Here is a 22370-nt window from a genome sequence, read left to right on the forward strand (position 1 = left end):
TCAGGCCCCATTCTCCCGGGTCGCCCGGTCCAGCGCCCGGTCGAGGACGACCAGCAGCGCGTCCCGGACGGAGAGCCGGTCCCGGGCGTCGAACTGCACCAGCGGCACGTGCTCGCCGATCGCCAGCGCCCAGCGGATCGAGGGCAGGTCGAGGGCCAGCCGGCCGTCGAAGGCGTTCACCCCCACCGCGAACGGCAGCCCGGCCCGCTCGAAGAAGTCGATCGCCGGGTAGCAGTCGTCGAGCCGGCCGCTGTCCACCACCACCAGCGCGCCGAGCGCGCCCCGGGCCAGGTCGTCCCACATGAATCCGAAGCGGGCCTGGCCGGGTGTGCCGAAGAGGTAGAGCTTGAGGCTGCGGTCGATGGTGACGCAGCCGAAGTCCATGGCCACCGTGGTGCAGGTCTTCTCGGAGACCGGGCCCGGGTCGTCGACGCCGATCCCGGCGCTGGTCATCTCCGCCTCGGTGGTCAGCGGGGCGATCTCGGAGATCGCGCCCACCGTGGTGGTCTTGCCCACCCCGAAGCCGCCGGCGACGAGGATCTTCACGGGGATCGGGGCACCGGGCGTGGGCACCCGGACGACCGTCGGGGCGGCCGCCTCGGGCGGCCGGTACGGCGGCGGCGGGACCGGTGGCGCGGCCGGCGCGGCCGCCCGCCCGGCCGGCGGGCACGGGGCGGCCGGGGCGGCGTACCGGATGGCGGCGCTGTTCGCGGCCGGCCCGCCCGCGGCGGCGGCCGGCCATTCAGGAGATCGCACGAAGTCCATCAATCACTCGCAGGATGAGGTCGGGGTCGAGGGCGTCGTCGGCGGCGCCGAGGTGCACGTCGAGGTGTCCGGCGGCGCGGAGGTCGCCGACCAGCACCCGGGTCACGCCGAAGTGCATCCGCGTCCGGGCGGAGATCTCCGCGACCGAGATCGGTTCGCCGCAGAGCGCCACGATCGTCGCCAGCTCCGGGGCCAGCCGGGCGATCACCGCCCACGAGCCGCTCTCCGGCCGGACGGTCACCTGGGTCTCCAGGCCGATCGCCGGATCGCCGTCCACCCGGCCGGCGGTCAGCACGAAGGGACGCGGGCCGGCCGGGTCCCCGTCGCCCGCGTCCGGCCCGGGGGAGGGCGCGCGCAGGAACGGGCGGATCCGGGTGCCGGGTTCCGGCGCCGGGTCCTCGCCGGCGGCCTCCGGGGTCATTGCTGGACGGCGTTCTTCAGTTCGGCGATCAATCGCGGGGTCAGCGCGCCGCCGGCCCGGCCGGCGAAGAGCGTCATCTCGTACGCCACGGTGCCCAGGTTGGCCGAGCGGTCGGCGACCACGCCGAGCACCGAGCCGCTGCTGATCGCGCTGATCAGCAGGTAGCCCTCGGCCATGTCGACGATCACCCGGTTCAACCCACCGAGCGCGTACCAGCTCGCGGCGCCCCCGGCGAGGCTGGTCATGCCGGACACGACGGCGGCGAGTCGCTCCGCGTTGGACCGGTCCTTGATGGCGGACATGGCCATCAGCAGCCCGTCCGAGGAGACCGCGATCGCCTCCAGCACCCCGGCGGTGCTGGAGGTGAACGAGTCGAGCAGCCAGTTGAAGGTGCGCGCCTCGGGGCTGAGGCCGCCGGCGGTGGTGGTCCGGTCGGCGTCGTCGTGCAGGAACGGGCTGGTCACCGTGATGGGTCCTCTTCGTAGCGGCGGTCTGGACTGACTTCGCGCAGAGCACGGGCGACGCCCGCCTCGAACTCGGTGATGAGGTCGCGGACCTCGGCCGGGTCCCCTGGGTGGGGGCTGGGCGGCGGGGCCGTCCGCACCGGGGAGACGGCCAGGTTCGCCCCGGGCACCCGCCGGCTGAGCGGGGGCCGGCCGGGCGTGGGCACGGCCGGGGCGGCGTCGTCCTCGGCCCGGCGTACGCCGTCCTGGAACGCCTCGACCAGGAGCCGGACCACGGCCGGGTCGGCGGGCGCGCCGGCCACCGGCCCGGCCACCGGTCCCGCGGGCGGCAGGCTCGCGCCGGGCACCCGCTGCCGGATCAGCGGTGGTAGCCCGGCCGGCGGCGGCGCGAGGACCGGGACGGTCGGTGGGAGGCCGGTCGTCGGCCCGGCGGCCGGGGGAGCGGCCGGTGCCGGGCCGACGACCGGTGTCGGCGGGGCGGGGCTGGCGGGACGGGGGGTGGCCGGTGCCGGGGTGGTGGGCGGCCAGGCGGGCGGCGGCCCGCCGGCGGGGTCGGCGGGCGTTCCGGGACCGGAGTCGGCGCTCGGGATGCCGAAGGCGTTCCAGGACGCCCCGGACTCGATGCTGCGGGTGGCCCGGCTCAGCAGCGCCGCGTCGAAGCCGGTCGGCTCGTCGTCGACCGGGGTCCGGGCGGGCTCGGGCAGCGCCCGCCGCTCGCGGGACGGCACGGCCGCCCGCGCCACGGTTGCGCCGGCGCGCTCCGGACGGCGGACCACCAGCAGGGCGGCCGGGATCTGCAGGTGGGCGGTCACCCCGCCTCCGGCGGTCGGGGCCAGCCGGACCGTCCAGCCGTGCCGGCGGGCCAGCCGGCCCACCACGAAGAGCCCGAGCACCTCGGTCGGGGCCAGGTCGAGCCGCTCCCGGCGGGTGAGCCGGGCGTTCTCCGCGGCGAGGCGCTCCTCGGTCATGCCGATGCCGCGGTCCACCACGGTGAGCCGGGCGCCGCCGTCGGTCTGCTCGCCGGCCACCACCACCCGGGTGTGCGGCGGGGAGAAGGCGGTCGCGTTCTCCATCAGTTCGGCCAGCGCGAGCACCAGGTCGCCGGCCGTCGCGGGCGCCGCCGAGACCCCGGGCGGGACCCGCACATCCACCCGGGTGTAGTCCTCGATCTCGCCGAGCGCGAGCCGGACCAGGTCGGCCAGCGGGACCGGCGCGACGTATCCGTCCGAGCCGGTGGCGCCGGAGAGCACCACCAGGCTGCCGGCGTTGCGGCGCAGCCGGCTGGAGATGTGGTCCAGGCGGTACAGGTGCTCCAGCCGCCCCGGGTCGGTCTCCTGCCGTTCCAGCCGGTCGATCAGTGCGATCTGCCGGCCGACCAGGTTCTGCGTACGCCGGCCGACGTGGCCGAACATCTGCGCCACGTTGCGCCGGCCGGCCACCTGCCGCTCGACCAGCCGGGCGGCGGTGCGCTGCACCCGCTCGAACGCCCGGGCCAGGTCGCCGATCTCGTCCCGGGCCCCGACGTCCACCGGGTCGAGGCGCACCGGCGGGACGGCCTCGGCCTCGTCGTCGACCACCCGGGTCAGCTCGGCCTCGGCGACCCGGGCGACCCGGTCGGCGGAGCGGGTGAGCCGGGTCAGCGGCCGGGCCACGGTCCGGGCCACCGCCATGCTGAGCAGCACCACGCTCAGCAGGATCAGGGCGGCCGCCGACCCCACCACCCAGGCGGCGGCGAGGGCGTCGCCCTGCTCGCTCCGGGTCTCGGCGATGACGTCCGCGACGATCTTCTTCTCCACGAACTGGCCGAGGGTGATCATCGAGCGGACCGAGGGGAAGAGCGCGTCCAGCGGCACCGCCGCGATCGCCGCCACCGGGTCCTGCACGCTGTCGACCAGGAAGGTGGGGCTCGTGCGGGCGGCCACCGCCGCGTCGTCCAGCATGGCCAGCCGGTACTGCTCCGGCGTGATCAGCGCTCGGAAGCGCTGGTTGTCCACCTGGAGGGCGGCCATGCAGGCGATGTAGGAGCCCGCCACCTTCGGGTCGCTCGTCGCCTTGACCAGCACGATCAGCGTGGCGCAGGCGCCCAGCCCCTCGTCGGCGCGGAGCAGCGCGTCCAGCGCCAGCACCTGCCGCCCCGCCGAGGTGCCGACGTCCACCCGGAACGGCAGCCGCAGCGCCTCGATCAGCGCCATGTCGACGGCGCGGAACGCGGTCATGATCTCGTCCGGCGTGGCCTTCCCGGCGAGCACGGCGATACGCAGGTCGGCCAGCGCGCGTACGCCGTCGAGGGCCGCCCGGACCGGCGCCGGCAGCGACTCGGCCCGCAGGTCGGCGACCCGGTCGTCGACCGTGGCGGACTTCTGGATCAGCTCGCTACGGGTCACCCGGCCGAGCAGCGATCCCACCGAGAGCAGCCGTTCCTGCTGTAGATCCTGCACCAGGCTGCCGATCCGGCTGGCCACCCGGACGGTGTCGGCGGTGTCGGCGGCCCGCTGGGCGGCCGACACCCGGTCGAGGACCACCGGCACGGCCAGCCCGACCATGCTGAGCAGCGGGATGATCACCAGCAGGGCGAGCCGGCCCCGGATCCGGAGCCTACCGAGCAGCATCGAACGGCCTCCACCGCTCGGGTTCGCCGACCCGTCCGGCGGCGACCGGCTGGAGTTCGCCCGCCCCGCTGGACGCCGGCGGGCCCGGATGGTGGGCCACCGGCGGCGGGCCGGCCTCGGCGGGCTCGCCGTCGGTCCCGGCGGCGCCGCGCCGGGCCCGCCGCGGCGCGGCGAGCAGCACCCGGGCCAGCACGGTGAGGAGCACGACGGCCACCGCGATGGCGCCCCGGTCCAGCCAGCGGTCCCGGTCGAGCCGGTCCAGCCGCTCCGCCAGCAGCACGTCGAGCTGGTCGAGGATGACCTGCCGGAGCTTGGCCGCGGCCGACTGCGTGCCGCGCCGCGCCGCGCCGAGCTGGACCGGGTCGGGCCCGGCCGCCCCGGCCGGTGCCGAGAACGCGGCGAGCGCCTCGACCGAGCGCTGGTAGGTGTCCAGCGGGGTGAGCACGGTGGGGCCGAGGTCGGTGCTCTCCGAACTGTCCACGGCCGTCCGCAGGTCGTCCACCAGGTCGGTGGCCGGACCGAGCGCGGCGACCCGGAACTCGGCCAGCTCGGCGACGGTCCTCGGGCGGGTCGCGGCGGGCCGCTTCGGGGCGAGGGTGGCCAGGTCGGCGAGGCGGCCCGCGGCGACCAGGGCCGCGGGCAGGTCCGCGCCGATGGCGTCCTGGACGAAGAACGAGTCGGACCGCGGATCGCGGACCAGCCCGGAGGCCTCCCGGACTTTCCGATGCAGGGCCAGCAGCAGGTCGCTGACCTCGCCGTACGCCTGGAAGGCCGCCTCCGGGTCGGCGAGCCCGCGCTCCGGCAGCGCCTCCAGCCTGGCCCGCACCCCGGCCCAGCGTTCCCGGGTGCGGAGCTGGTCGCCGACCGCGCTGTCCACCTGCGCCGCCTGCTCGACGGCGGCGGTGAGCGTCGCCCGGGAGACCGGCCGGCCGGCCACCGCCGCGGTCTGCGCGTCGATCAGCGCGTCGGTGACCGGCCCGAGCGCGCGCAGGTAGCGGACGCCGAGGCGTTCCCGGGCCGCCAGGTCCCGGTCGTCGCCGGCGTGCCGGTCGGTCTGGGCGAAGAGCAGCCCCAGCGGAGCGAGCAGCGCCATCACCAGCAGCAGGGGCAGGGCACGGCCCGGCACGGCGGGCCGTCGACGGACCCGCGGCGCGGGGACGGTCATGGTCTGTCTCCTCCGGCGACGGCGGGGGACGGTCCGGAGCCGGGAGGTCGCCGTACGCAGTCCCATGCACCGGACCGGAAAGTAATCGAGGCGGGCGGGGGTGGGAGCGTGCTCGCCGAGTCAGCTTCGCGTCATTTCCAGTCGCGTCACGTCCGGGTGACCTGGTATCTACGGAGCGTCCGATATGGCCGGAGAGAAGGTGGCATCGGCGGCGATTTGCAAGCGTAGATGTGAATTCACGGGATCCGAATTCATCTCGCTGCGCCGCTCTGGACCTTGCGCGGTCGACCGGACCCGGGCAACGAACGGTGCAACCGGACGGACGTACGGCGGATCTCAGGGAACGCTCAGCCGGCGGCCCGTACCGTGTCCCGCATGAGATCACCGCTGCCCGTCGCGCGGATCCGGCGCGCCCTGGCCAGCCGCCCTCGCCGGGTCGTCGCCGCGGCGGTGGTGGTCGTCCTGGTGGCCGCCGCCCTGGTCTGGGCGGTCCGCCCGCAGCGCCCCGACTTCCGGACCGAGTCGGCCCTGGTGACCGTCCGTTCCGGACCGGCCGGCGACCAGCCGATCGACCTGGACACCACGCTCTTCCTACCCGGCGACGCCTCGGCCCGGCACCGGGTCCCGGCGGTGCTGCTGGCGCACGGCTTCGGCGGCACCAAGGAGTCGGTCCGCTCCGACGCGGAGGACCTGGTCGCCCGGGGGTACGCGGTGCTCACCTGGACCGCCCGCGGGTTCGGCCGCAGCGGCGGCGAGATCCACCTGGACAGCCCGGACCACGAGGTGCGGGACGCCCAGCGCCTGCTCGACCGGCTCGCGGCCCGGCCGGACATCCGCCTCGACGGGGCCGGCGACCCCCGGGTCGGCGTGGTCGGCGGCTCGTACGGCGGCGGCCTGGCCCTGCTGCTGGCCGCGCAGGACCGCCGGGTCGACGCGATCGTCCCGATGATCACCTGGAACGACCTGTCCCGGGCCTTCCTGCCGGAGAGCACCGGCAAGGCCCCCAGCGAGGGCGTGTTCAAGAAGGGCTGGGCCGGCATCTTCTTCGGCGGCGGCGGCAACGCCGGCTCCGGCCCGGCCGGGCTCTCCGGTGCCACTGCGACCCAGCCGGAGGGCGCCCCGGCGTCGGCCGGCGCGCCCAGCCCGCAGCCCGGGGCCGGTCCGGGTACCGGCCCCGGTCACGCCCCGGCCGGCGCCGCCGACCCGTCCTGCGGCCGGTTCGCCGCCGACGTCTGCGCCGCGTACCTCCGGATCGCCACCACCGGGCGGGCCGACGCCCAGGCGGTCGAGTTGCTGCGCCGCTCGTCGCCGGCCGGGGTGCTCGACCGGATCAAGGCACCCACCCTGCTGGTCCAGGGCGAGGCGGACACCCTCTTCCCGCTCACCGAGGCGGACACCAACGCCCGAGGCATCGCCGCCGCCGGCACCCCGGTGCGGGTCGCCTGGTTCACCGGCGGCCACGACGGCGGCACCGGCCCGACCTCCGACTCCGACCGGGTGAAGTTCCTGACCGCGCAGTGGCTCGACCACTACGTCAAGGGCGAGGGAGAGGTACCCGGCGACAGCTTCACCTTCTCCCGGATCGCCGGGTTCGACGCGCTCGACCGGGGGCTGGTGGCCACCGGCTACCGCACCGCCGACTACCCGGGCGTGACCGGGCAGGGCCGCCGCGAGGTGGCGCTGGCCGGGCCGGCCCAGCCGGTCGCCAACCCGCCCAACGGCAACCCGGCGGCGATCTCGTCGGTGCCGTTCGCCGGTGCGCTCGGCTCGCTGCTGGACGGGGTGGCCGGTGACATCCCCGGCCAGCACGCCCGGTTCGAGTCCGCGCCGCTGGCCGACCCGGTCGACGTGGTCGGCGCGCCGACCGTGCGGATCCGGGTCGCCTCCGCGACCGGCGAGGCGGTGCTCTTCGTCAAGCTCTACGACGTCGACCCGCAGGGCGCGGCCACGCTGCCGGACGGCCTGGTCGCGCCGGTCCGGCTGACCGGCCTGCCGCGCACCGTCGAGGCGGCCCGCCCGGTCTCGGTCACCCTGCCGGCGATCGTCCGCCGGGTCGAGGCCGGGCACCGGCTGCGGATCGTGGTGGCCACCTCCGACCAGGCGTACGCCACCCCGGCCGAGCCGACCGTGCACACGGTGGCGCTCGGCGACGGCCCGCTGGTGCTGCCCACGGTCGAGGCCACGCCCATCCCCACCACCGCCACGATCTGGCGCTGGGTGCTGGCCGGCCTGCTCGCCGCGATCGCGCTCGGGCTCGTCGTGGTCGTCCTGGTCGCCCGCCGCCGGCACCGCCGCCAGGACAGCTCGGTCCACCCGGCGTACGCGGGCGTCCCGCTCGCCGTCCGCAACCTGCGCAAGGAGTACGCGGACGGCTTCGTCGCCGTCTCCGACGTGGACTTCGAGGTGCACCCCGGCCAGGTGGTCGGCCTGCTCGGGCCGAACGGCGCCGGCAAGACCACCACGCTGCGGGTGCTCATGGGGCTGACCCAGCCCACCGCCGGCGAGATCTACGTCTTCGGCCACCGGCTGGTGCCCGGCTCGCCGGTGCTCTCCCGGATCGGCGCGCTGGTCGAGGGGCCGGGCTTCCTGCCGCACCTGTCCGGCCTGGAGAATCTGCGGGCCTACTGGCGGGCGACCGGCCGGCCGTGGGCGGACGCGCACTTCGACGAGGCGCTGGAGATCGCCGGGCTGGGCGACTCGGTGCACCGGCGGACGAAGAACTACAGCCACGGCATGCGCCAGCGGCTGGCCATCGCGCAGGCCATGCTGGGCCTGCCGCAACTGCTGGTGCTCGACGAGCCGACGGACGGGCTGGACCCGCCGCAGATCGCCGAGATGCGCCGGGTGCTCCAGCGCTACGCCACCGACGGCCGGGCGGTGCTGGTCTCCAGCCACCTGCTGGCCGAGGTGGAGCAGACCTGCACCCACGCCGTGGTGGTGAACAAGGGGCGGATCGTGGCGTCCGGCCCGGTCGAGGAGATCGTCGGCGAGTCGCCGAGCGTGCTGTTCGAGGTGAGCGACCCGGACGCGGCCCGGACCGTGCTCGACCGGCTGGCCGGCGTACGGGTGCTGCCCGACGGCGACGGCGGCCTGGTGGTGGACACCAACGGCACCGCCCGCAGCGAGGTGGTGGCCGAGCTGGTCCGGGCCGGCATCGGGGTGGACCGGGTGGTGCCCCGGCGGCGCCTGGAGGACGCGTTCCTCGCCCTGGTCGGCGAGAACTCTCGGGGAAGCGGGGACCGGTGATGGCTCAGTCGTCTTCTGTGGGACCGGTCGGGGCGGCAACCGGTTACCGGCCGTCGGCCACCCTGCCGTTCCTGGCGGAGTTCCGGCGGCAGGCGTCGCGGCGGCGTACTCAACTGGCGCTGGGTTTCATGGTGCTGCTCCCGCTGATCATCCTGATCGCGTTCCAGTTCGACTCCGGCGACGACGACCGGAACGGCCGGAACGAGTTCAGCAGCATGGTCGACCTGGCCACCTCGGGCGGGCTGAACTTCACCCTCTTCTCGATCTTCGTGTCGTCGTCCTTCCTGCTGGTCGTCGTGGTGGCCCTGTTCTGCGGGGACACGGTGGCCAGCGAGGCGAGCTGGGGCAGCCTGCGTTACCTGCTGGCGATCCCGGTGCCCCGGGCCCGGCTGCTCACGGTGAAGCTGCTGATCGCGCTCGCGTACTCGGCGCTGGCGCTGGTGCTGCTCGCCGGGACCGCGCTGCTCGCCGGCACCCTGCGGTACGGCTGGTCCCCGCTGCGCAGCCAGGTCTCCGCCGAGCTGGCCCCGGCCGACGGGCTGGTCCGCCTGCTCGGCGTGCTCGGCTACCTGGCGATCGTGCTGCTGGTGGTGGCCGGGTTGGCGTTTCTGCTCTCGGTGACCACGGACGCCGCACTCGGCGCGGTCGGCGGGGCGGTGCTGCTCTGGATCCTGTCCAGCATCCTCGACCAGATCACCGCGCTGGGCGGGCTGCGCGCGTTCCTGCCCACCCACTTCAGCAGCGCCTGGCTGGGCCTGCTCTCCACGCCGGTGCAGACCGACGACGTGGTACGCGGGGCCATCTCGGCGATCGCCTACGCCACGCTGTTCTGGGGCCTGGCCTTCTGGCGGTTCACCCGCAAGGACGTCACGAGCTGAGTCGAGCGACCCCCACGGATGGACGGGCGCCCGTATCATGGGAGCGTTCCCACGTTCTCATCCCGGCAATAAGGAATTTATGAACTTCGATTAAATCGTCGGCCATCCTGGGACCACGTCCACATCCGTCCCTGGAGGTCAACGATGGTTCCGGAACAGCTGAACGGCCCCGTACTCGCCCTGTTCCGCATGGTCACCGGGGTGCTCTTCCTCTGCCACGGAGCGGCGTCGCTCTTCGGCGTCCTCGGTGGCAACACCATGACCGGCAAGGCGGTCCCGTTCGCCGAGTGGCCAGGCTGGTGGGCCGCGCTGATCCAGCTCGTCTGCGGCGCACTGGTGCTCGTCGGCCTGCTCACCCGGCCCGCCGCGCTGCTCGCCTCCGGCTCGATGGCGTACGCGTACTTCGTGGTGCACCAGCCGGAACACCCGCTGCCGCTGCAGAACGGCGGCGAGCTTGCCGCGCTCTTCTCCTGGTCGTTCCTGCTCGTCGCAGTGCTCGGCCCGGGCAACTGGGCGCTGGACGCGCTGCTCTCCCGCCGCCGCGGAATGGCCACCGAGGCCGGCCCCGCCGCGCGCCCCTCGGTCCCGGCCTGACCCCACCCGTCCAGCCACCTTGTGGGAGGCCACCCCCCGGGTCGCTTCCTGCCAAGGTGGGGGCGACCTCAGAGGCGGCTGTCGGGGGTGGGTGACGAGGAGGGTGGGCCGCTCGGTGCGGGTGGCTGCGTCGAGGACGGGCGGTCGTCCCGCTTCCAGGCGCCCACCCCGAGCCGGCCGGTGTTGCCGAGGTCGATCGGCCCGTCCAGCTCCAGGCCCATCGCCCGCAGGCCCATGGCGGCGTCCACCCCGAGCTCGGTGATGCGGATCCCCTCGGGCGAGCAGGCCGGCGCGGGCGGTGCGGTGCCGGCGGCCCCCGCCGGCCGGGCCGATTCGCTCGATGCGCGGTCGGGCGTCGGCGTGGGGGCGCAGGCGGCGAGCAGCACCGCGCCCGCCAGGGGCCCGATCCGTGCCGCCGCCGTCCGCATCCGGCGATCATTCCCGCCGGTGGCCGCCGTGCGCTGTTCGAACACCGGGGTCAGGCGTGGGCGGGCGCGGCGAGGACCGCGTCGAGCAGCCCGGGGTAGAGGCGTTCCAGCTCCTCGCGGCGCAGCCGCACGTAGCGGCTGGTGCCGGCGACCCGGGTCCGGGTCAGGCCGGCCTCTCGCAGCACCTTGAGGTGGTGGCTGCGGGTCGCCTTGGAGACGCCGAACTCGAAGGTGCCGCAGGCGTACTCGCCGCCCTGGGCGAGGGCGCGCACGATCTGCAGCCGGACGTCGTCGGCCAGCGCGGCCAGCACGGCGGTGATCGGCACGTCGCGCAGTTCGGGTTCGTGCAGCTCCATGTGACCAGCGTAACCCATGTTCGACATTCGTCGAACAACCTCCTAGAGTCGGCGTCGTTGGTTCGATGGTACTCGAACATTGGAGCTGCGATGCGTTCCCGTCACGCCGCCTTCCCACTCTTCGCCGTGGTGAGCTGGGGCGTCATGTTCCCCGTGCTGGCCAGCGCGCTCACCCGGGTGGACGCGCTCAACCTGACCACCGCCCGCTACCTGCTCGCCACCGCCGTGCTGCTCGTCCTGCTGCTGGCTCGTGAGGGGTGGGGCGCCCTGCGGGCGCGGCGGCGCGCGACCGAGGTGGTGCTGCTCGGGGTGCTCGGGTTCGCCGGCTTCAACGTGCTGACCAACCTCGCCCTCGGCCACGCCACCCCGCAGCAGATCGCCCTCTTCGCGTCCAGCACCCCGCTGGTCACGCAGCTCGTCCGCTGGGTGCGGGACGGGGTACGCCCCCGGCCGGCGCTGCTCGGCCTCTCCCTGGTCGCCCTGCTCGGCGTCGGGCTGGTGATCACCCGCGGCCGGCTCGACGGGCTGGACCAGTTCGGCGTCGGAGGGCTGCTCATGATCGGCGCGGTGCTCGGCTGGGCCGTCTACACCCATGGCGCGAGCCGCTTCCCCGAGTGGTCGCCGCTGCGCTACACCACGCTGACCTCCGTCGCCGGCCTGCTCGCCATGCTCGCCGCCAGCGCCGTCGCCGACCTCACCGGCCTCCAGCACGCGCCGGCCGCCGCCGACCTCGTCGCGGTCGTCCCGCAACTGGCGTACGCCGTGGTGGTCGCCGCGGTCCTCGCGGTGCTGGCCTGGAACACCGGGATCCGCCGGCTCGGCGTGGCCGACGCGGCGCTGTTCATGAACCTCGTTCCGGTGACCACGTTCGCGGTGCAGATCCTGCGCGGCTACCGGCCCGGCGCGGTGGAAGTGGCTGGCGCGGCGCTGACCATCGCCGCCCTGGTGGCGGCGAACCTGGCGACCCGTACCCGGAAGGCGCCCGCGGCCCCGGCGGCGGTCGCGGTGACCGACCACCCCGCGGTGATCGAGCCGGTCGCGGTCGTCGCGCGCTGACCCGGATGCCGGGCCGGTGGCTCACACCGTGGGAACCCGGCTCGGCACCGCCCCGGCGCCCGCATAGACTCGGCGGTACAACTGAATACCTCATCCAGAGGGGCTGAGGGATACGGCCCGATGACGCCCCGGCAACCACCCGCGTGCTCGACGACGAGCGACCGCGGGCAGGTGCCAATTCCGTCCCCGCCGCACCCGGCGATGCGGGGAAAGATGAGAGGAAACCCTCGACATGACGTCGACGCTTCCCGCCGCCTCCGGCATCGACACCAGCCTCAGCCCGGCCCGCGCCCTGGTCTGTCGCGCCTGTTCCGCGCGCTACCCGCTGGCCGCCCAGCACGCCTGCTACGAGTGCTTCGGCCCGCTGGAGGTCGACTACGACACCGCCGCCCTGGCCGCCGTCACCCGCGAGCAGATCGAGGCCGGCCCGAAGAACCTCTGGCGGTACGCCGCCCTCCTCCCCGCCGGCCAGGACCCGGCCACCCGGGTCACGCTCGACCCGGGGCTGACCCGGCTGGTCGCCGCCCCGCACCTCGCCGCCGAACTGGGCATCACCGCCCCGCTCTGGGTCAAGGACGACAGCGGCAACCCCACCCACTCGTTCAAGGACCGGGTGGTCTCGGTGGCGCTGACCGCGGCCCGGGCGCTCGGCTTCTCCCGCTACGCCTGCGCCTCGACCGGCAACCTGGCCAACTCGGTGGCCGCCCACGCGGCCCGGGCCGGGGTGCCCTCGGTGGTCTTCATCCCCAGCGACCTGGAGCAGGGCAAGGTGGTGACCACCGCCGTCTACGGCGGCGACCTGGTCGCCATCGACGGCTCGTACGACGACGTGAACCGGCTCTGCGGCGAGCTGGTGGAGACCGACGAGTTCGAGGACACCGCGTTCGTCAACGTGAACGTGCGGCCCTACTACGCGGAGGGCTCGAAGACCCTCGGCTACGAGGTCGCCGAGCAGCTCGGCTGGCGGATCCCGGCCCAGGTGGTCATCCCGATGGCCAGCGGTGAGCTGCTCACCAAGATCGACAAGGCGTTCGCCGAGCTGGTCGAGATCGGGCTGGTCGAGGCGCCGGCCGGCGGCTGGAAGGTGTTCGGCGCGCAGTCGGCCGGCTGCAACCCGATCGCCACCGCGCTGCACGCCGACACCGACACCATCGTGCCGGTCAAGCCGACCGGCATCGCCAAGTCGCTGAACATCGGCGACCCGGCCGCCGGCCTCTACGCGCTGGAGGCGGTCCGCCGCACCGGTGGCTGGATGGAGTACGCCGACGACGACGAGATCCGCGCCGGCATCCGGCTGCTCGCCCGGACCACCGGCGTCTTCGCCGAGACGGCCGGCGGCGTCACCGTGGCCGTGCTGCGCAAGCTGGTCGAGTCCGGCCGGCTCGACCCGGCGGCGGAGACCGTCGTCTTCAACACCGGCGAGGGTCTCAAGACCCTCGACGCGGTCGCCCCCGAGGTCGGGCCCACCCACCGCATCCGGCCCAGCCTCCGCGCCGCCCGCGACGCCGGCCTCCTCTCCTGACCCCGCCTCGGCTCATCCGTGCGGGGGAGGGCGGATCGCCCGGGCGGGGGATTGGGGTGATCCGTTGGGTAACTGGCTTTTCGCTGTGAGTGTGGAAAACGCGCCGACAAGGACTTGACGGCAGGAATTGGACGGCGCAAGATGCTCCGTGCGGGAGGGCATCCGCCGGAGACTTTTCAAGTTCTTGCGACCCAACGCCGAAGGCGTTGTGCGGACGTCCCTCCCGACCAACGTCCGAAGGGGCCGGCGGAAAACCGCTGGCCCCTTCGCTGTCGGCTGGGCCAGGCTCACGGGCATGGGCATCTCCGTCTCCCCCCTCGACCCCGCCGACCAGGCGACCCTCGACGCCGTCTATCGGACCGCGGTCGCGGCCCAGGTCGTGGACGAGCCGGACCTCCCACCGCTGTGCCGGCGGCGGTTCGAGGCGCCGCTGCGGCACCCGATGCCGGGCGTCGACACCCGCTGGTGCGTGGCGCGCCTCGACGGGGTGCCCGTCGGTTGGCTCCGCCTCTACCTGCACACGCTCGACAACACCGAGAACGCCAGCGTCGAACTGGTGGTGGACCCCGCGTACCGGCGACGCGGGGTGGGGCGCGCCCTGCACGAGCAGGGCCTGCGGGTGCTGCGGGAGCACGGGGGCAAGCGGCTGGTCGGTTCGACGGTCAGCCCGTTGCCGGGGGAGGAGGGCCGTGAGCTGCCCGGTGCCGCCTTCGCCGCCGCCGTCGGTGCGAAGCCGGCGCTCACCGACGTGCGCCGCCGGCTGGACGTCACCGCGCTCGACCGGCCGCGGCTGGCCGGCCTGCTCGCCGGGGCCCGCACGGCCGCCGCCGGCTACCGCACGGTCCGCTGGTCGAACAACACGCCGGAGGAGTACGTCGCCGACATCGCCTACCTGGAGGGGCGGCTGCTGGTGGACGCGCCCCTCGGGGACCTCGAATGGGAGCAGGAGAAGGTCGACGCCGAGCGGATCCGCGGCACGGAGCGGGCGCTCGACGCGCGCGGGGTCCGCCGGTACAGCGTCGGGGCGGTGCACGAGGCGTCCGGCCGGCTGGTCGCGTGGAGCATGGTCAGCCTGGCCGCCAACACCACCTGGCACGCCTGGCAGCAGATCACCATCGTCGACCCGGCACACCGCGGCCACCGGCTCGGGCTGCTCACCAAGATCGAGAATCTGGAGCACGCCCTGGCGCACGAGCCGGAGCTGCGCGTGATCGACACCTACAACGCGGCGGCGAACACCCACATGATCGCGATCAACGAGCAGCTCGGCTACCGGCCGGCGGCCGGCTCCACCGACTGGCAGCTGACGATCTGACTTGTGACACGCCCCTACTGATCTGGTGGCTACCTGTTGCATGATGGCGGGCATGACGGAGACCCCGCACCCCCTGTACGACAGGCACGCCGAGACCCTCAACCGGGCGCTGACCGCGATCACGCAGCGCGGGTACTGGTCCGCCTATCCCGAGTCGCCCAGCCCCCGGGTCTACGGCGAGACCGCCGCCGCCGACGGCAAGGCCGCCTTCGAGGCGTACCTGGGCGGCGAGTTCCCGCTCGACCAGGCCGGCGACGGCGGCACGGTCGCCACCGAGACCAGCCCGTTCGGCGTGGCGCTCGACGTGCGCTACCCGCACGCCACCGCCGACCAGCTCGTGGCCGCCGCGACCGCCGCCCTGCCGGCCTGGCGTGACGCCGGCCCGCAGGCCCGGGTCGGGGTCTGCCTGGAGATCCTCGACCGGCTGCACAAGAACGTGTTCGAGCTGGCCAACGCGGTGCAGTTCACCAGCGGCCAGGCCTTCGTGATGGCCTTCCAGGCCGGCGGCGCGCACGCGCTGGACCGGGCGCTGGAGGCGGTCGCCTACGCGTACGCCGAGATGACCCGGCACCCGGGCACGGCCGGCTGGGAGAAGGCCGCCGGCAAGGGCGACCCGCTGCGGATGAGCAAGACGTTCCACGTGGTGCCGCGCGGCGTGGCGCTGGTGATCGGCTGCAACACCTTCCCGACCTGGAACTCGTACCCCGGGCTCTTCGCCTCGCTGGCCACCGGCAATCCGGTGGTCGTCAAGCCGCACCCGCGCGCCGTGCTGCCGCTCGCCATCACGGTGAAGTACGCCCGCCAGGTGCTCGCCGAGGCCGGCTTCGACCCCAACCTGGTGCAGCTCGCCCCCGAGGCCGACGGCGAGAAGCTCGCCTCGACCCTGGCCCTGCACCCGGCCGTCCGGATCGTCGACTTCACCGGCTCCACCGAGTACGGCGACTGGCTGGAGGCGAACGCCCGGCAGGCCGCCGTCTACACCGAGAAGGCCGGCCTGAACACGGTGGTGATCGACTCCACCGACGACTTCGCCGGGATGTGCCGCAACCTGGGCTTCACGCTGACCCTCTACAGCGGCCAGATGTGCACCACCTCGCAGAACCTGCTCATCCCCCGCGACGGCATCGAGACCGACCAGGGGCACAAGAGCTTCGACGAGGTCGCCGCCGGCATCGCCGGAGCGGTCGCCAAGCTCACCGCCGACCCGGCCCGGGGCGTCGAGCTGACCGGCGCGATCGTCAACGACGGCGTGCTGGAGCGGCTGGAGGAGGTCACCAAGGTCGGCGAGCCGGTGCTGGAGTCGCGGACCGTGGCGCACCCGTCCTTCCCGGACGCGGCGGTGCGGACGCCCACCGTGGTCAAGCTGGACGCGACCGACACCGCGACCTACTCCCGCGAGTGGTTCGGCCCGATCTCGTTCGCCATCGCGACCGACTCGACCGCGCACAGCCTGGAGATCCTCCGCTCGACGGTCGGGGAGAAGGGTGCCCTGACCGCCGGCGTCTACTCCACCGACGAGGCGGTGCTGGACGCGGCCGAGGCGGCGGCGATCGACGCCGGGGTGCACCTGTCCTGCAACCTGACCGGCGGGGTGTTCGTCAACCAGTCGGCGGCGTTCTCCGACTTCCACGGCTCGGGGGCGAACCCGGCGGCGAACTCGGCGCTGACGGACGGGGCGTACGTGGCGAACCGGTTCCGGATCGTGCAGAGCCGCCGGCACGTCTGATCGTGCTGTGGGGGTTTCCGGGGCAGACCACCTCGCTCCGTTCGGTCAGGCTTGATCCCTCCGCGAGGCGGCCTGCCCCGGAAACCCGACCTGGTCGTTGTGGTCTCGGCTCTCGGCTCTCGGCTCTCGGCCTTGGATGGGGTGATCTTGGGCGTGCTGCCCGGGGTCGGGTTCCCGGTCAGCGGAGTGGGGTCAGGCTGGGCGGCGCATCTGGAGTTCGGTGAGGGCGGGGATCCTGGGGTGCGGTACGCGCACGCCGGTGTCCGCGAAGCCCAGCTTCTCGTACGCCCGGCAGGCCCGGTCGTTGCCGACCACCACCTCCAGCATGAGCTCCGGCCGGCCGCACGCCCGGGACCAGGCGGCCACCTCGTCCACCAGTGCGCCGAGCAGCCCCCTGCCCCGCCAGAGCGGCGTGATGTAGACCGCGTAGATCACGGTCAGCCCCGGCTCGTCCGGGGCGACCGTGCCGCCGGCGTGGCCGACCAGACGGCCGCCCGGGTCGGCGACGAACTGAGCGTTGTGATCGCCCTGCGAGACGGCGGCGATCCGGGCCGCGTAGTCGGCGTGCGGCCGGGCGGCGGCCTCGGCCACGGTCTCCAGGAACGCCAGCGGGGAGTCGGCCAGCATCTCCAGGCGGAGCGCCCGCATCCGGGCGGCGTCCGCCGGGCGGACCCGGCGGACGGTGGTGGTCGTGGTGGGCGCGCTGGTCATGTGGCATGCATACCGGAAGGGCCCGTACCCGCGCCCGGCCGGGCTCGGAGAGTGACCGGAATATGCCCGATTTGTGGTCGTGCGCGGTCGTCACGCCTCGTGTAGCGTGCGATTTCGGTCACTCAATTCAGCGGCGCCGATCGCTGAATGGGTGGCTCACCGGTGCCGGTCCGCCGGTCTCCGGGGTTGTGGAACGCCGCGCAGAGTGAGGAAGTGCACCGTGGCACAGGGCACCGTCAAGTGGTTCAACTCCGAAAAGGGCTACGGCTTCATCGCCGTCGACGGCGGGCAGGACGTCTTCGTCCACTTCTCCGCGATCGAGATGGACGGCTACAAGGCGTTGGACGACGGCCAGCGGGTCGAGTTCGAGATCGCCCAGGGCCAGAAGGGCCCACAGGCCGAGCGGGTCCGCGTCATCGCCTGATCTTTCGTGGCCGCCGCCCGATCGGCGGCCGCTCCACCCCGACGAGGGGGCTGCGGTGCCGGCCCGCGCCGTGGAAGATCATGAGCCGTTCCAGCCGTCGCTGCTGAGGAGGGCTCATGTCCGACCTGCCCCCGTCGGGTTCCACCGCGCCCGGGCCGTCCACCCCGACCGACCCGGGCCGGCCCCCCGCCCAGGCCGACCCGACCGTGCCGGCACAACCCGGCGCGGCGGTTCGGCCAGCCGTGCCGGAGCAACCCGGCTCGTCCGCGCCATCCGCCTACCCCGCCGTGCCGGCGCAACCCAACCCGGTCGCGCCGGCCCAGCCCGCCTGGCCGGCCAACCCGGCCGCGCCCACCCAGCCCGGCTGGCCGGCCAACCCCGGCGGGTTCGCCCAGCCCGGCCCGCCGCCCGGCACCGGTGGGTTCGCCGCCCCTGGCCAGCCCGGCTCCGGCGGGCCGCAGCCCTGGGATCCGGCGGCGCCGGCCGGGCCGCCGCAGGGCTGGTCCTGGCCGGCCGGTGGCGCTCCGCTGCCCGGCGCGGCCCACCCGGGCTACCCGCTGCCGGGGCAGCCGTACGGCTGGCACCCGGGCCTCGACCCGCAGGACCCGCTGGTGACCCCGCCCCACGCGGGCGTCGGCGCCTGGTTCAGCCGGTGCGGGGGCGCGCTGCGGCGCGGCTGGCGACAGCTCCTTCCGATCATGCTGCTCACCCAGACGGTCCCGGCTGCGGTGATCGCGGTCCTCTCGCTCGCCTTCGCTCCGACCGACCAGCCGGTCACCGGCCCGGACGGCGCCCCGGTGCTGCCGGACGGCTACTTCGAGCACATTTTCGCCTTCTACGGCGTGGTGCTCCTCGCCGCCCTGATCTTCGGCCCGCTGCAGAGCACCGGCTGGGCCGCCGGCACCTGGGTGGTCGCCCGGCAGGCGGCCGGCGAGCCGGTCGGCGTCGGTGCGGCCCTCCGCTACGGGCTGCGCCGCGCCCTCGGCCTCTGGGGCTGGACCCTCGTGGTCTCGCTGTTGATCACGGTCGGCGCCTGCTTCTGCCTGCTGCCCGGCCTCTACGCGGCCTGCGCGTTCGCCCTGTTCGGCCCGATCTACCTGTTCGAGCGGCAGGAGCCGGTCGGCCGCGCCTGGCGGATGTTCCACCAGCGGTTCGGCATGGTGCTGGGCCGGGTGGCGCTGGTCGGGTGCGCGCTGATCGCCGCGGCGGTGCTGGACGGCGTGCTGGGGGTGGTCAACCAGCTCGTCTTCGGGATGGACCCGCTGGCCGCTCCGGGCACCGCCGCCGGCGCTGTGGCTGTCGCCGTGGTGGGCGCCGTGCTGGCCACCCCGGCCTACCTGGCGCAGCTCGTCGGGCTGGTCGCCGCGTACGCCGAACAGCGGGCCCACGAAGGCCCGGTGAACGCCGCCCGACTGACCGCGGAACTCGGCTGAGCGGGGACGTCGTGCTTGCACTCGGCAAGGGAGAGTGCTAAACAGGTCATTGGCACTCGCGTACGGTGAGTGCCAATGGTCGGGGCGGTAGGGCCACGGTCGTGCCGGCGCCGAAATGGCGCCGGGGCGGCACGGGGCCGGTCGTCGCGGGCTGTCCGGCCCGACCGAGGAGACGTCGTCGTCGCCAGGTGGCGACGTCCCCAAGGTGCGTACACCAGACGGCCCATCCGGGGAACCCTCGGGTGGCCCGTGAGTGTCCAGGAGGACAACGCCGTATGGCCAAGATGATCGCGTTCGACGAAGAGGCGCGCCGCGGCCTCGAGCGGGGCATGAACCAGCTCGCCGACGCCGTGAAGGTGACGCTCGGCCCCAAGGGCCGCAACGTCGTGCTCGAGAAGAAGTGGGGTGCCCCCACCATCACCAACGATGGTGTGAGCATCGCCAAGGAGATCGAGCTCGAGGACCCCTACGAGAAGATCGGCGCCGAGCTGGTCAAGGAGGTCGCGAAGAAGACCGACGACGTGGCCGGTGACGGCACGACGACGGCGACCGTCCTGGCTCAGGCCCTGGTTCGTGAGGGTCTGCGCAACGTGGCCGCCGGCGCCAACCCGATGGCCCTGAAGCGGGGCATCGAGGCCGCCGTGGCCAACGTCTCGGAGGAGCTGCTGAAGCTCGCCAAGGACGTGGAGACCAAGGAGCAGATCGCCTCCACCGCCTCCATCTCCGCCGCTGACCCCAGCGTCGGTGAGATCATCGCCGAGGCGATGGACAAGGTCGGCAAGGAAGGCGTCATCACCGTCGAGGAGAGCAACACCTTCGGCCTCGAGCTCGAGCTCACCGAGGGCATGCGCTTCGACAAGGGCTACATCTCCGCCTACTTCATGACCGACCCGGAGCGTATGGAGGCCGTCTTCGACGACCCGTACCTCCTGATCGTCAACAGCAAGATCTCGTCGGTGAAGGACCTGCTCCCGATCCTGGAGAAGGTCATGCAGTCGGGCAAGCCGCTGCTGATCATCTCCGAGGACATCGAGGGCGAGGCCCTGGCCACCCTGGTGGTCAACAAGGTCCGCGGCACCTTCAAGTCGGTCGCCGTCAAGGCGCCGGGCTTCGGTGACCGCCGCAAGGCCATGCTGGCCGACATCGCCATCCTCACCGGTGGTCAGGTCATCAGCGAGGAGGTCGGCCTCAAGCTGGACGCCGTCAGCCTCGACATGCTGGGCCGCGCCCGCAAGGTCGTGGTGACCAAGGACGAGACCACCATCGTCGACGGTGCCGGCGACGCCGACCAGATCCAGGGCCGGGTCAACCAGATCCGGGCCGAGATCGAGAAGAGCGACTCCGACTACGACCGCGAGAAGCTGCAGGAGCGCCTGGCCAAGCTGGCCGGCGGTGTTGCGGTGATCAAGGTCGGCGCGGCCACCGAGGTCGAGCTGAAGGAGCGCAAGCACCGCATCGAGGACGCCGTCCGCAACGCGAAGGCCGCCGTCGAGGAGGGCATCGTCCCGGGTGGTGGCGTCGCGCTGGTGCAGGCCGGCAAGACCGCCTTCGACAAGCTGGACCTGGCCGGCGACGAGGCGACCGGCGCGCAGATCGTCAAGATCGCGCTGGACGCCCCGCTGCGGCAGATCGCCGTCAACGCCGGCCTCGAGGGTGGCGTCGTCGTCGAGCGGGTCCGCAACCTCGACCCGGGTCACGGCCTCAACGCCGCGACCGGCGAGTACGTGGACCTGCTGGCCGCGGGCATCATCGACCCGGCCAAGGTGACGCGTTCCGCGCTGCAGAACGCCGCCTCGATCGCCGCGCTGTTCCTCACCACCGAGGCCGTCGTGGCGGACAAGCCGGAGAAGACCCCGGCCGCCCCGGCTGGCCCGGGTGGCGGGGAGATGGACTTCTGAGTCCAGCTCCACCAGTACGCCGAAAGGGGGCGGGCCGCGTCAGCGGTCCGCCCCCTTTCCGTCTGTCTCAGGTCGGCAGTCGACGCTGGTTGCGTCGCTTGTGCGCCCGGTCGTACGGCGGTGTGCTCCGGATCGGCTCGTCCACCAGTTGCAGCGGTTCGTCGGTGGACGCTCCGTCGGCCCCGGTCATCTCCGCGAGCTGCTCGGCGTCGCCGAAGTCGAGCCGGTCGAACGGCAGCTGGCCGGGAAGCTCGCCGACCGGGCGCCAGCTCACCGGCTGGTCGTCGGTCCGTTCGTCGTCCGTGGTCATGCCCGCCTCCTCTAATTCCCGACCGTAGGGGGCGGTCGATGCCGAGGAGGCCGAATGACGTTATTACCGTCTATGTAACTTTAATTACTTCTGTCCGTTCAGTGCCTTCCGGTACAGGAAGAACACCCGCTCGATCCGCGCGCCGGCCGCCCCCGAGTAGAACGGCACCGGGCCCGCCCAGCCGATCTGCGCCGACTCGATTCCGGCCGCCGCCTGGTCGCGCAGGCAGCGGCGGAGCAGCACCCCACCGATGCCCGATCCCTCGGCGGCCGGGGCGGTGCCCATCGGCCCGAACCAGCTCGGCCGCGACGACCCGTACGCGGCGAAGCCGAGGATCTCGCCGTCCCGCTCGGCCAGGTGCGCGCCGGCGTCCGGTCGCCCCACCGAGCCGGCCAGCTCACCGTCCCAGGCGCCGCCGAAGGTGGCCCGGGCGAACCCGGCCAGGGCCGGCAGGTCCGCCGGCTCGGCCCGGCGTACCGTCACGCCCCGCGCGGCCAGCCGTTCCTCGGCGGCCTCGGTGGAGCGCAGGGCCGCCGAGCCCGCGCTCAGGTCGGCGGTCATGTTCCACCCCGTCCGGTCCTGGCGGTAGCCGAGCCGCAGCGCGGCGCAGACCGCCGGGGTGTAGCGCACGTCAATGCCCGGCCAGGCGTAGTGCGGGGGATTGCCGGCCAGCAGCAGCTCGGCCGCGCCGAGCCCGGCGAGCCGGGTCTCCGCCTCGGTCAGCAGCCCTCCGCCGATCCCCTGGCGGCGCTCCTCCGGCGCCACCGCCAGCAGGTCGACGTGACCGAGCCGCGGGTCCCCGGCGGACAGCGAGCCGACCAGTACCCCGACCAGCGCGCCGCCGCGGACCGCGCCGAGCCGCAGCACGGTCCGGTCGGCCGCCGCGCGGTCGGCGAGGGTGGCCACGATCGCCGGCGCCTCGGCGGCGTCCTCCGGCAGGTCGAGGGCGCGCCGGCAGAGGTCGACGACCTCGGGCAGGCGGTCCGGACCCAGCTCGATGATCTCCACGTCCATGGACGCCGACCCTAGGCCATCCGTCGGCCAATGGA

General features: G+C 74.0%; 20 protein-coding genes and 1 riboswitch. Of the genes, 10 read left to right on the top strand and 10 right to left on the bottom strand.

All coding sequences use genetic code 11. The annotated features are described in order from the left end of the window. The 5 genes from AB0F68_RS09455 to AB0F68_RS09475 are packed head-to-tail and all read right to left on the bottom strand — an operon-like array spanning position 1 to position 5424. Positions 1 to 765, bottom strand: a complete 765-nt coding sequence (locus AB0F68_RS09455) for an ATP/GTP-binding protein (protein WP_357334331.1) — start codon at positions 763 to 765, stop codon at positions 1 to 3. Further along, a complete protein-coding gene (locus AB0F68_RS09460) occupies positions 743 to 1186 on the bottom strand; it encodes a DUF742 domain-containing protein (RefSeq protein WP_357334333.1) in 444 nt (147 codons plus the stop codon). Before AB0F68_RS09460 ends, AB0F68_RS09455 begins: the two co-directional genes overlap by 23 nt. Then, positions 1183 to 1650 carry a roadblock/LC7 domain-containing protein gene (locus AB0F68_RS09465; protein WP_357334336.1) on the bottom strand — a complete coding sequence of 156 codons (468 nt, stop codon included), beginning with the start codon at positions 1648 to 1650 and terminating at the stop codon, positions 1183 to 1185. The genes AB0F68_RS09460 and AB0F68_RS09465 overlap by 4 nt, the downstream gene beginning before the upstream one ends. Beyond that, complete coding sequence (locus tag AB0F68_RS09470; RefSeq protein WP_357334339.1) at positions 1647 to 4259, bottom strand: ATP-binding protein; 2613 nt, start codon at positions 4257 to 4259, stop codon at positions 1647 to 1649. Before AB0F68_RS09470 ends, AB0F68_RS09465 begins: the two co-directional genes overlap by 4 nt. After that, positions 4246 to 5424 (bottom strand): hypothetical protein, encoded by a 1179-nt coding sequence (locus AB0F68_RS09475; protein ID WP_357334341.1) that lies wholly within the window; start codon positions 5422 to 5424, stop codon positions 4246 to 4248. The genes AB0F68_RS09470 and AB0F68_RS09475 overlap by 14 nt, the downstream gene beginning before the upstream one ends. A gap of 375 nt (positions 5425 to 5799) precedes the next feature. Between AB0F68_RS09475 and AB0F68_RS09480 the strand changes: the two genes are divergently transcribed. The 3 genes from AB0F68_RS09480 (at position 5800) to AB0F68_RS09490 (ending at position 10142) form a co-directional block, all read left to right on the top strand. Continuing rightward, positions 5800 to 8670: an alpha/beta fold hydrolase gene (locus tag AB0F68_RS09480; protein WP_357334343.1), complete on the top strand. Its 2871-nt coding sequence runs from the start codon at positions 5800 to 5802 to the stop codon at positions 8668 to 8670. After that, entirely contained in the window at positions 8670 to 9548 is an 879-nt protein-coding gene (locus AB0F68_RS09485; protein ID WP_357334345.1) for an ABC transporter permease subunit, read from the top strand. Before AB0F68_RS09480 ends, AB0F68_RS09485 begins: the two co-directional genes overlap by 1 nt. A gap of 144 nt (positions 9549 to 9692) precedes the next feature. Continuing rightward, positions 9693 to 10142 carry a DoxX family protein gene (locus AB0F68_RS09490; RefSeq protein WP_357334348.1) on the top strand — a complete coding sequence of 150 codons (450 nt, stop codon included), beginning with the start codon at positions 9693 to 9695 and terminating at the stop codon, positions 10140 to 10142. 68 nt (positions 10143 to 10210) lie between these two features. Here AB0F68_RS09490 and AB0F68_RS09495 read toward each other — a convergent pair whose 3' ends face one another. After that, entirely contained in the window at positions 10211 to 10570 is a 360-nt protein-coding gene (locus AB0F68_RS09495) for a hypothetical protein (RefSeq protein ID WP_357334350.1), read from the bottom strand. Positions 10571 to 10620: 50 nt separating this feature from the next. Next, positions 10621 to 10926: a metalloregulator ArsR/SmtB family transcription factor gene (locus tag AB0F68_RS09500; protein WP_357334352.1), complete on the bottom strand. Its 306-nt coding sequence runs from the start codon at positions 10924 to 10926 to the stop codon at positions 10621 to 10623. Between the two features lie 90 nt (positions 10927 to 11016). On the opposite strand from AB0F68_RS09500, the gene AB0F68_RS09505 reads away from it, so the two are divergent. The 4 genes from AB0F68_RS09505 to paaN all read left to right on the top strand — a co-directional run bounded on the left by AB0F68_RS09505 (position 11017) and on the right by paaN (position 16545). Next, on the top strand, positions 11017 to 11982 hold the full coding sequence (locus AB0F68_RS09505; protein ID WP_357334354.1) for a DMT family transporter: 966 nt from the start codon (positions 11017 to 11019) through the stop codon (positions 11980 to 11982). Between the two features lie 87 nt (positions 11983 to 12069). Next, positions 12070 to 12202: riboswitch (SAM riboswitch) on the top strand. 12 nt (positions 12203 to 12214) lie between these two features. Beyond that, positions 12215 to 13504: a threonine synthase gene (gene thrC / locus AB0F68_RS09510; RefSeq protein WP_357334356.1), complete on the top strand. Its 1290-nt coding sequence runs from the start codon at positions 12215 to 12217 to the stop codon at positions 13502 to 13504. 295 nt (positions 13505 to 13799) lie between these two features. Next, positions 13800 to 14819: a GNAT family N-acetyltransferase gene (locus AB0F68_RS09515; protein WP_357334358.1), complete on the top strand. Its 1020-nt coding sequence runs from the start codon at positions 13800 to 13802 to the stop codon at positions 14817 to 14819. Positions 14820 to 14871: 52 nt separating this feature from the next. Continuing rightward, positions 14872 to 16545, top strand: a complete 1674-nt coding sequence (gene paaN, locus AB0F68_RS09520; RefSeq protein ID WP_357334361.1) for a phenylacetic acid degradation protein PaaN — start codon at positions 14872 to 14874, stop codon at positions 16543 to 16545. Between the two features lie 192 nt (positions 16546 to 16737). Here paaN and AB0F68_RS09525 read toward each other — a convergent pair whose 3' ends face one another. Further along, entirely contained in the window at positions 16738 to 17256 is a 519-nt protein-coding gene (locus AB0F68_RS09525; RefSeq protein ID WP_357334363.1) for a GNAT family N-acetyltransferase, read from the bottom strand. A 220-nt stretch (positions 17257 to 17476) separates the two neighbouring features. Between AB0F68_RS09525 and AB0F68_RS09530 the strand changes: the two genes are divergently transcribed. From AB0F68_RS09530 to groL, 3 genes are all read left to right on the top strand, one after another. Continuing rightward, complete coding sequence (locus tag AB0F68_RS09530; RefSeq protein WP_067305333.1) at positions 17477 to 17680, top strand: cold-shock protein; 204 nt, start codon at positions 17477 to 17479, stop codon at positions 17678 to 17680. Positions 17681 to 17796: 116 nt separating this feature from the next. After that, on the top strand, positions 17797 to 19113 hold the full coding sequence (locus tag AB0F68_RS09535; RefSeq protein WP_357334367.1) for a hypothetical protein: 1317 nt from the start codon (positions 17797 to 17799) through the stop codon (positions 19111 to 19113). 275 nt (positions 19114 to 19388) lie between these two features. Beyond that, the gene (gene groL, locus AB0F68_RS09540) at positions 19389 to 21011 is read left to right on the top strand and encodes a chaperonin GroEL (RefSeq protein WP_091317388.1); all 1623 of its coding nucleotides are present in this window, start codon (positions 19389 to 19391) and stop codon (positions 21009 to 21011) included. A 67-nt stretch (positions 21012 to 21078) separates the two neighbouring features. On the opposite strand, the gene AB0F68_RS09545 is transcribed toward groL, so the two are convergent. Both AB0F68_RS09545 and AB0F68_RS09550 read right to left on the bottom strand, forming a co-directional pair. Further along, positions 21079 to 21321 carry a hypothetical protein gene (locus AB0F68_RS09545; protein ID WP_357334370.1) on the bottom strand — a complete coding sequence of 81 codons (243 nt, stop codon included), beginning with the start codon at positions 21319 to 21321 and terminating at the stop codon, positions 21079 to 21081. Between the two features lie 84 nt (positions 21322 to 21405). Next, on the bottom strand, positions 21406 to 22335 hold the full coding sequence (locus tag AB0F68_RS09550; RefSeq protein WP_357334373.1) for a GNAT family N-acetyltransferase: 930 nt from the start codon (positions 22333 to 22335) through the stop codon (positions 21406 to 21408). Positions 22336 to 22370: the final 35 nt, after the last annotated feature.

The sequence above is a fragment of the Micromonospora sp. NPDC023966 genome (assembly GCF_040639095.1).
In the GTDB taxonomy this organism is placed as follows: Bacteria; Actinomycetota; Actinomycetes; order Mycobacteriales; family Micromonosporaceae; genus Micromonospora.

Excerpts from the sequence above, each read along its gene's own strand:
- AB0F68_RS09495 (WP_357334350.1), bottom strand. The coding sequence starts at position 10,570 with ATGCGGACGGCGGCGGCACGGATCGGGCCCCTGGCGGGCGCGGTGCTG.
- thrC (WP_357334356.1), top strand. The coding sequence starts at position 12,215 with ATGACGTCGACGCTTCCCGCCGCCTCCGGCATCGACACCAGCCTCAGC.
- AB0F68_RS09505 (WP_357334354.1), top strand. The coding sequence starts at position 11,017 with ATGCGTTCCCGTCACGCCGCCTTCCCACTCTTCGCCGTGGTGAGCTGG.
- AB0F68_RS09475 (WP_357334341.1), bottom strand. The coding sequence starts at position 5,424 with ATGACCGTCCCCGCGCCGCGGGTCCGTCGACGGCCCGCCGTGCCGGGC.
- AB0F68_RS09550 (WP_357334373.1), bottom strand. The coding sequence starts at position 22,335 with ATGGACGTGGAGATCATCGAGCTGGGTCCGGACCGCCTGCCCGAGGTC.
- AB0F68_RS09545 (WP_357334370.1), bottom strand. The coding sequence starts at position 21,321 with ATGACCACGGACGACGAACGGACCGACGACCAGCCGGTGAGCTGGCGC.
- AB0F68_RS09470 (WP_357334339.1), bottom strand. The coding sequence starts at position 4,259 with ATGCTGCTCGGTAGGCTCCGGATCCGGGGCCGGCTCGCCCTGCTGGTG.
- AB0F68_RS09485 (WP_357334345.1), top strand. The coding sequence starts at position 8,670 with ATGGCTCAGTCGTCTTCTGTGGGACCGGTCGGGGCGGCAACCGGTTAC.
- groL (WP_091317388.1), top strand. The coding sequence starts at position 19,389 with ATGGCCAAGATGATCGCGTTCGACGAAGAGGCGCGCCGCGGCCTCGAG.
- AB0F68_RS09490 (WP_357334348.1), top strand. The coding sequence starts at position 9,693 with ATGGTTCCGGAACAGCTGAACGGCCCCGTACTCGCCCTGTTCCGCATG.
- AB0F68_RS09535 (WP_357334367.1), top strand. The coding sequence starts at position 17,797 with ATGTCCGACCTGCCCCCGTCGGGTTCCACCGCGCCCGGGCCGTCCACC.
- AB0F68_RS09525 (WP_357334363.1), bottom strand. The coding sequence starts at position 17,256 with ATGACCAGCGCGCCCACCACGACCACCACCGTCCGCCGGGTCCGCCCG.
- AB0F68_RS09515 (WP_357334358.1), top strand. The coding sequence starts at position 13,800 with ATGGGCATCTCCGTCTCCCCCCTCGACCCCGCCGACCAGGCGACCCTC.
- AB0F68_RS09480 (WP_357334343.1), top strand. The coding sequence starts at position 5,800 with ATGAGATCACCGCTGCCCGTCGCGCGGATCCGGCGCGCCCTGGCCAGC.
- AB0F68_RS09500 (WP_357334352.1), bottom strand. The coding sequence starts at position 10,926 with ATGGAGCTGCACGAACCCGAACTGCGCGACGTGCCGATCACCGCCGTG.
- paaN (WP_357334361.1), top strand. The coding sequence starts at position 14,872 with ATGACGGAGACCCCGCACCCCCTGTACGACAGGCACGCCGAGACCCTC.
- AB0F68_RS09460 (WP_357334333.1), bottom strand. The coding sequence starts at position 1,186 with ATGACCCCGGAGGCCGCCGGCGAGGACCCGGCGCCGGAACCCGGCACC.
- AB0F68_RS09455 (WP_357334331.1), bottom strand. The coding sequence starts at position 765 with ATGGACTTCGTGCGATCTCCTGAATGGCCGGCCGCCGCCGCGGGCGGG.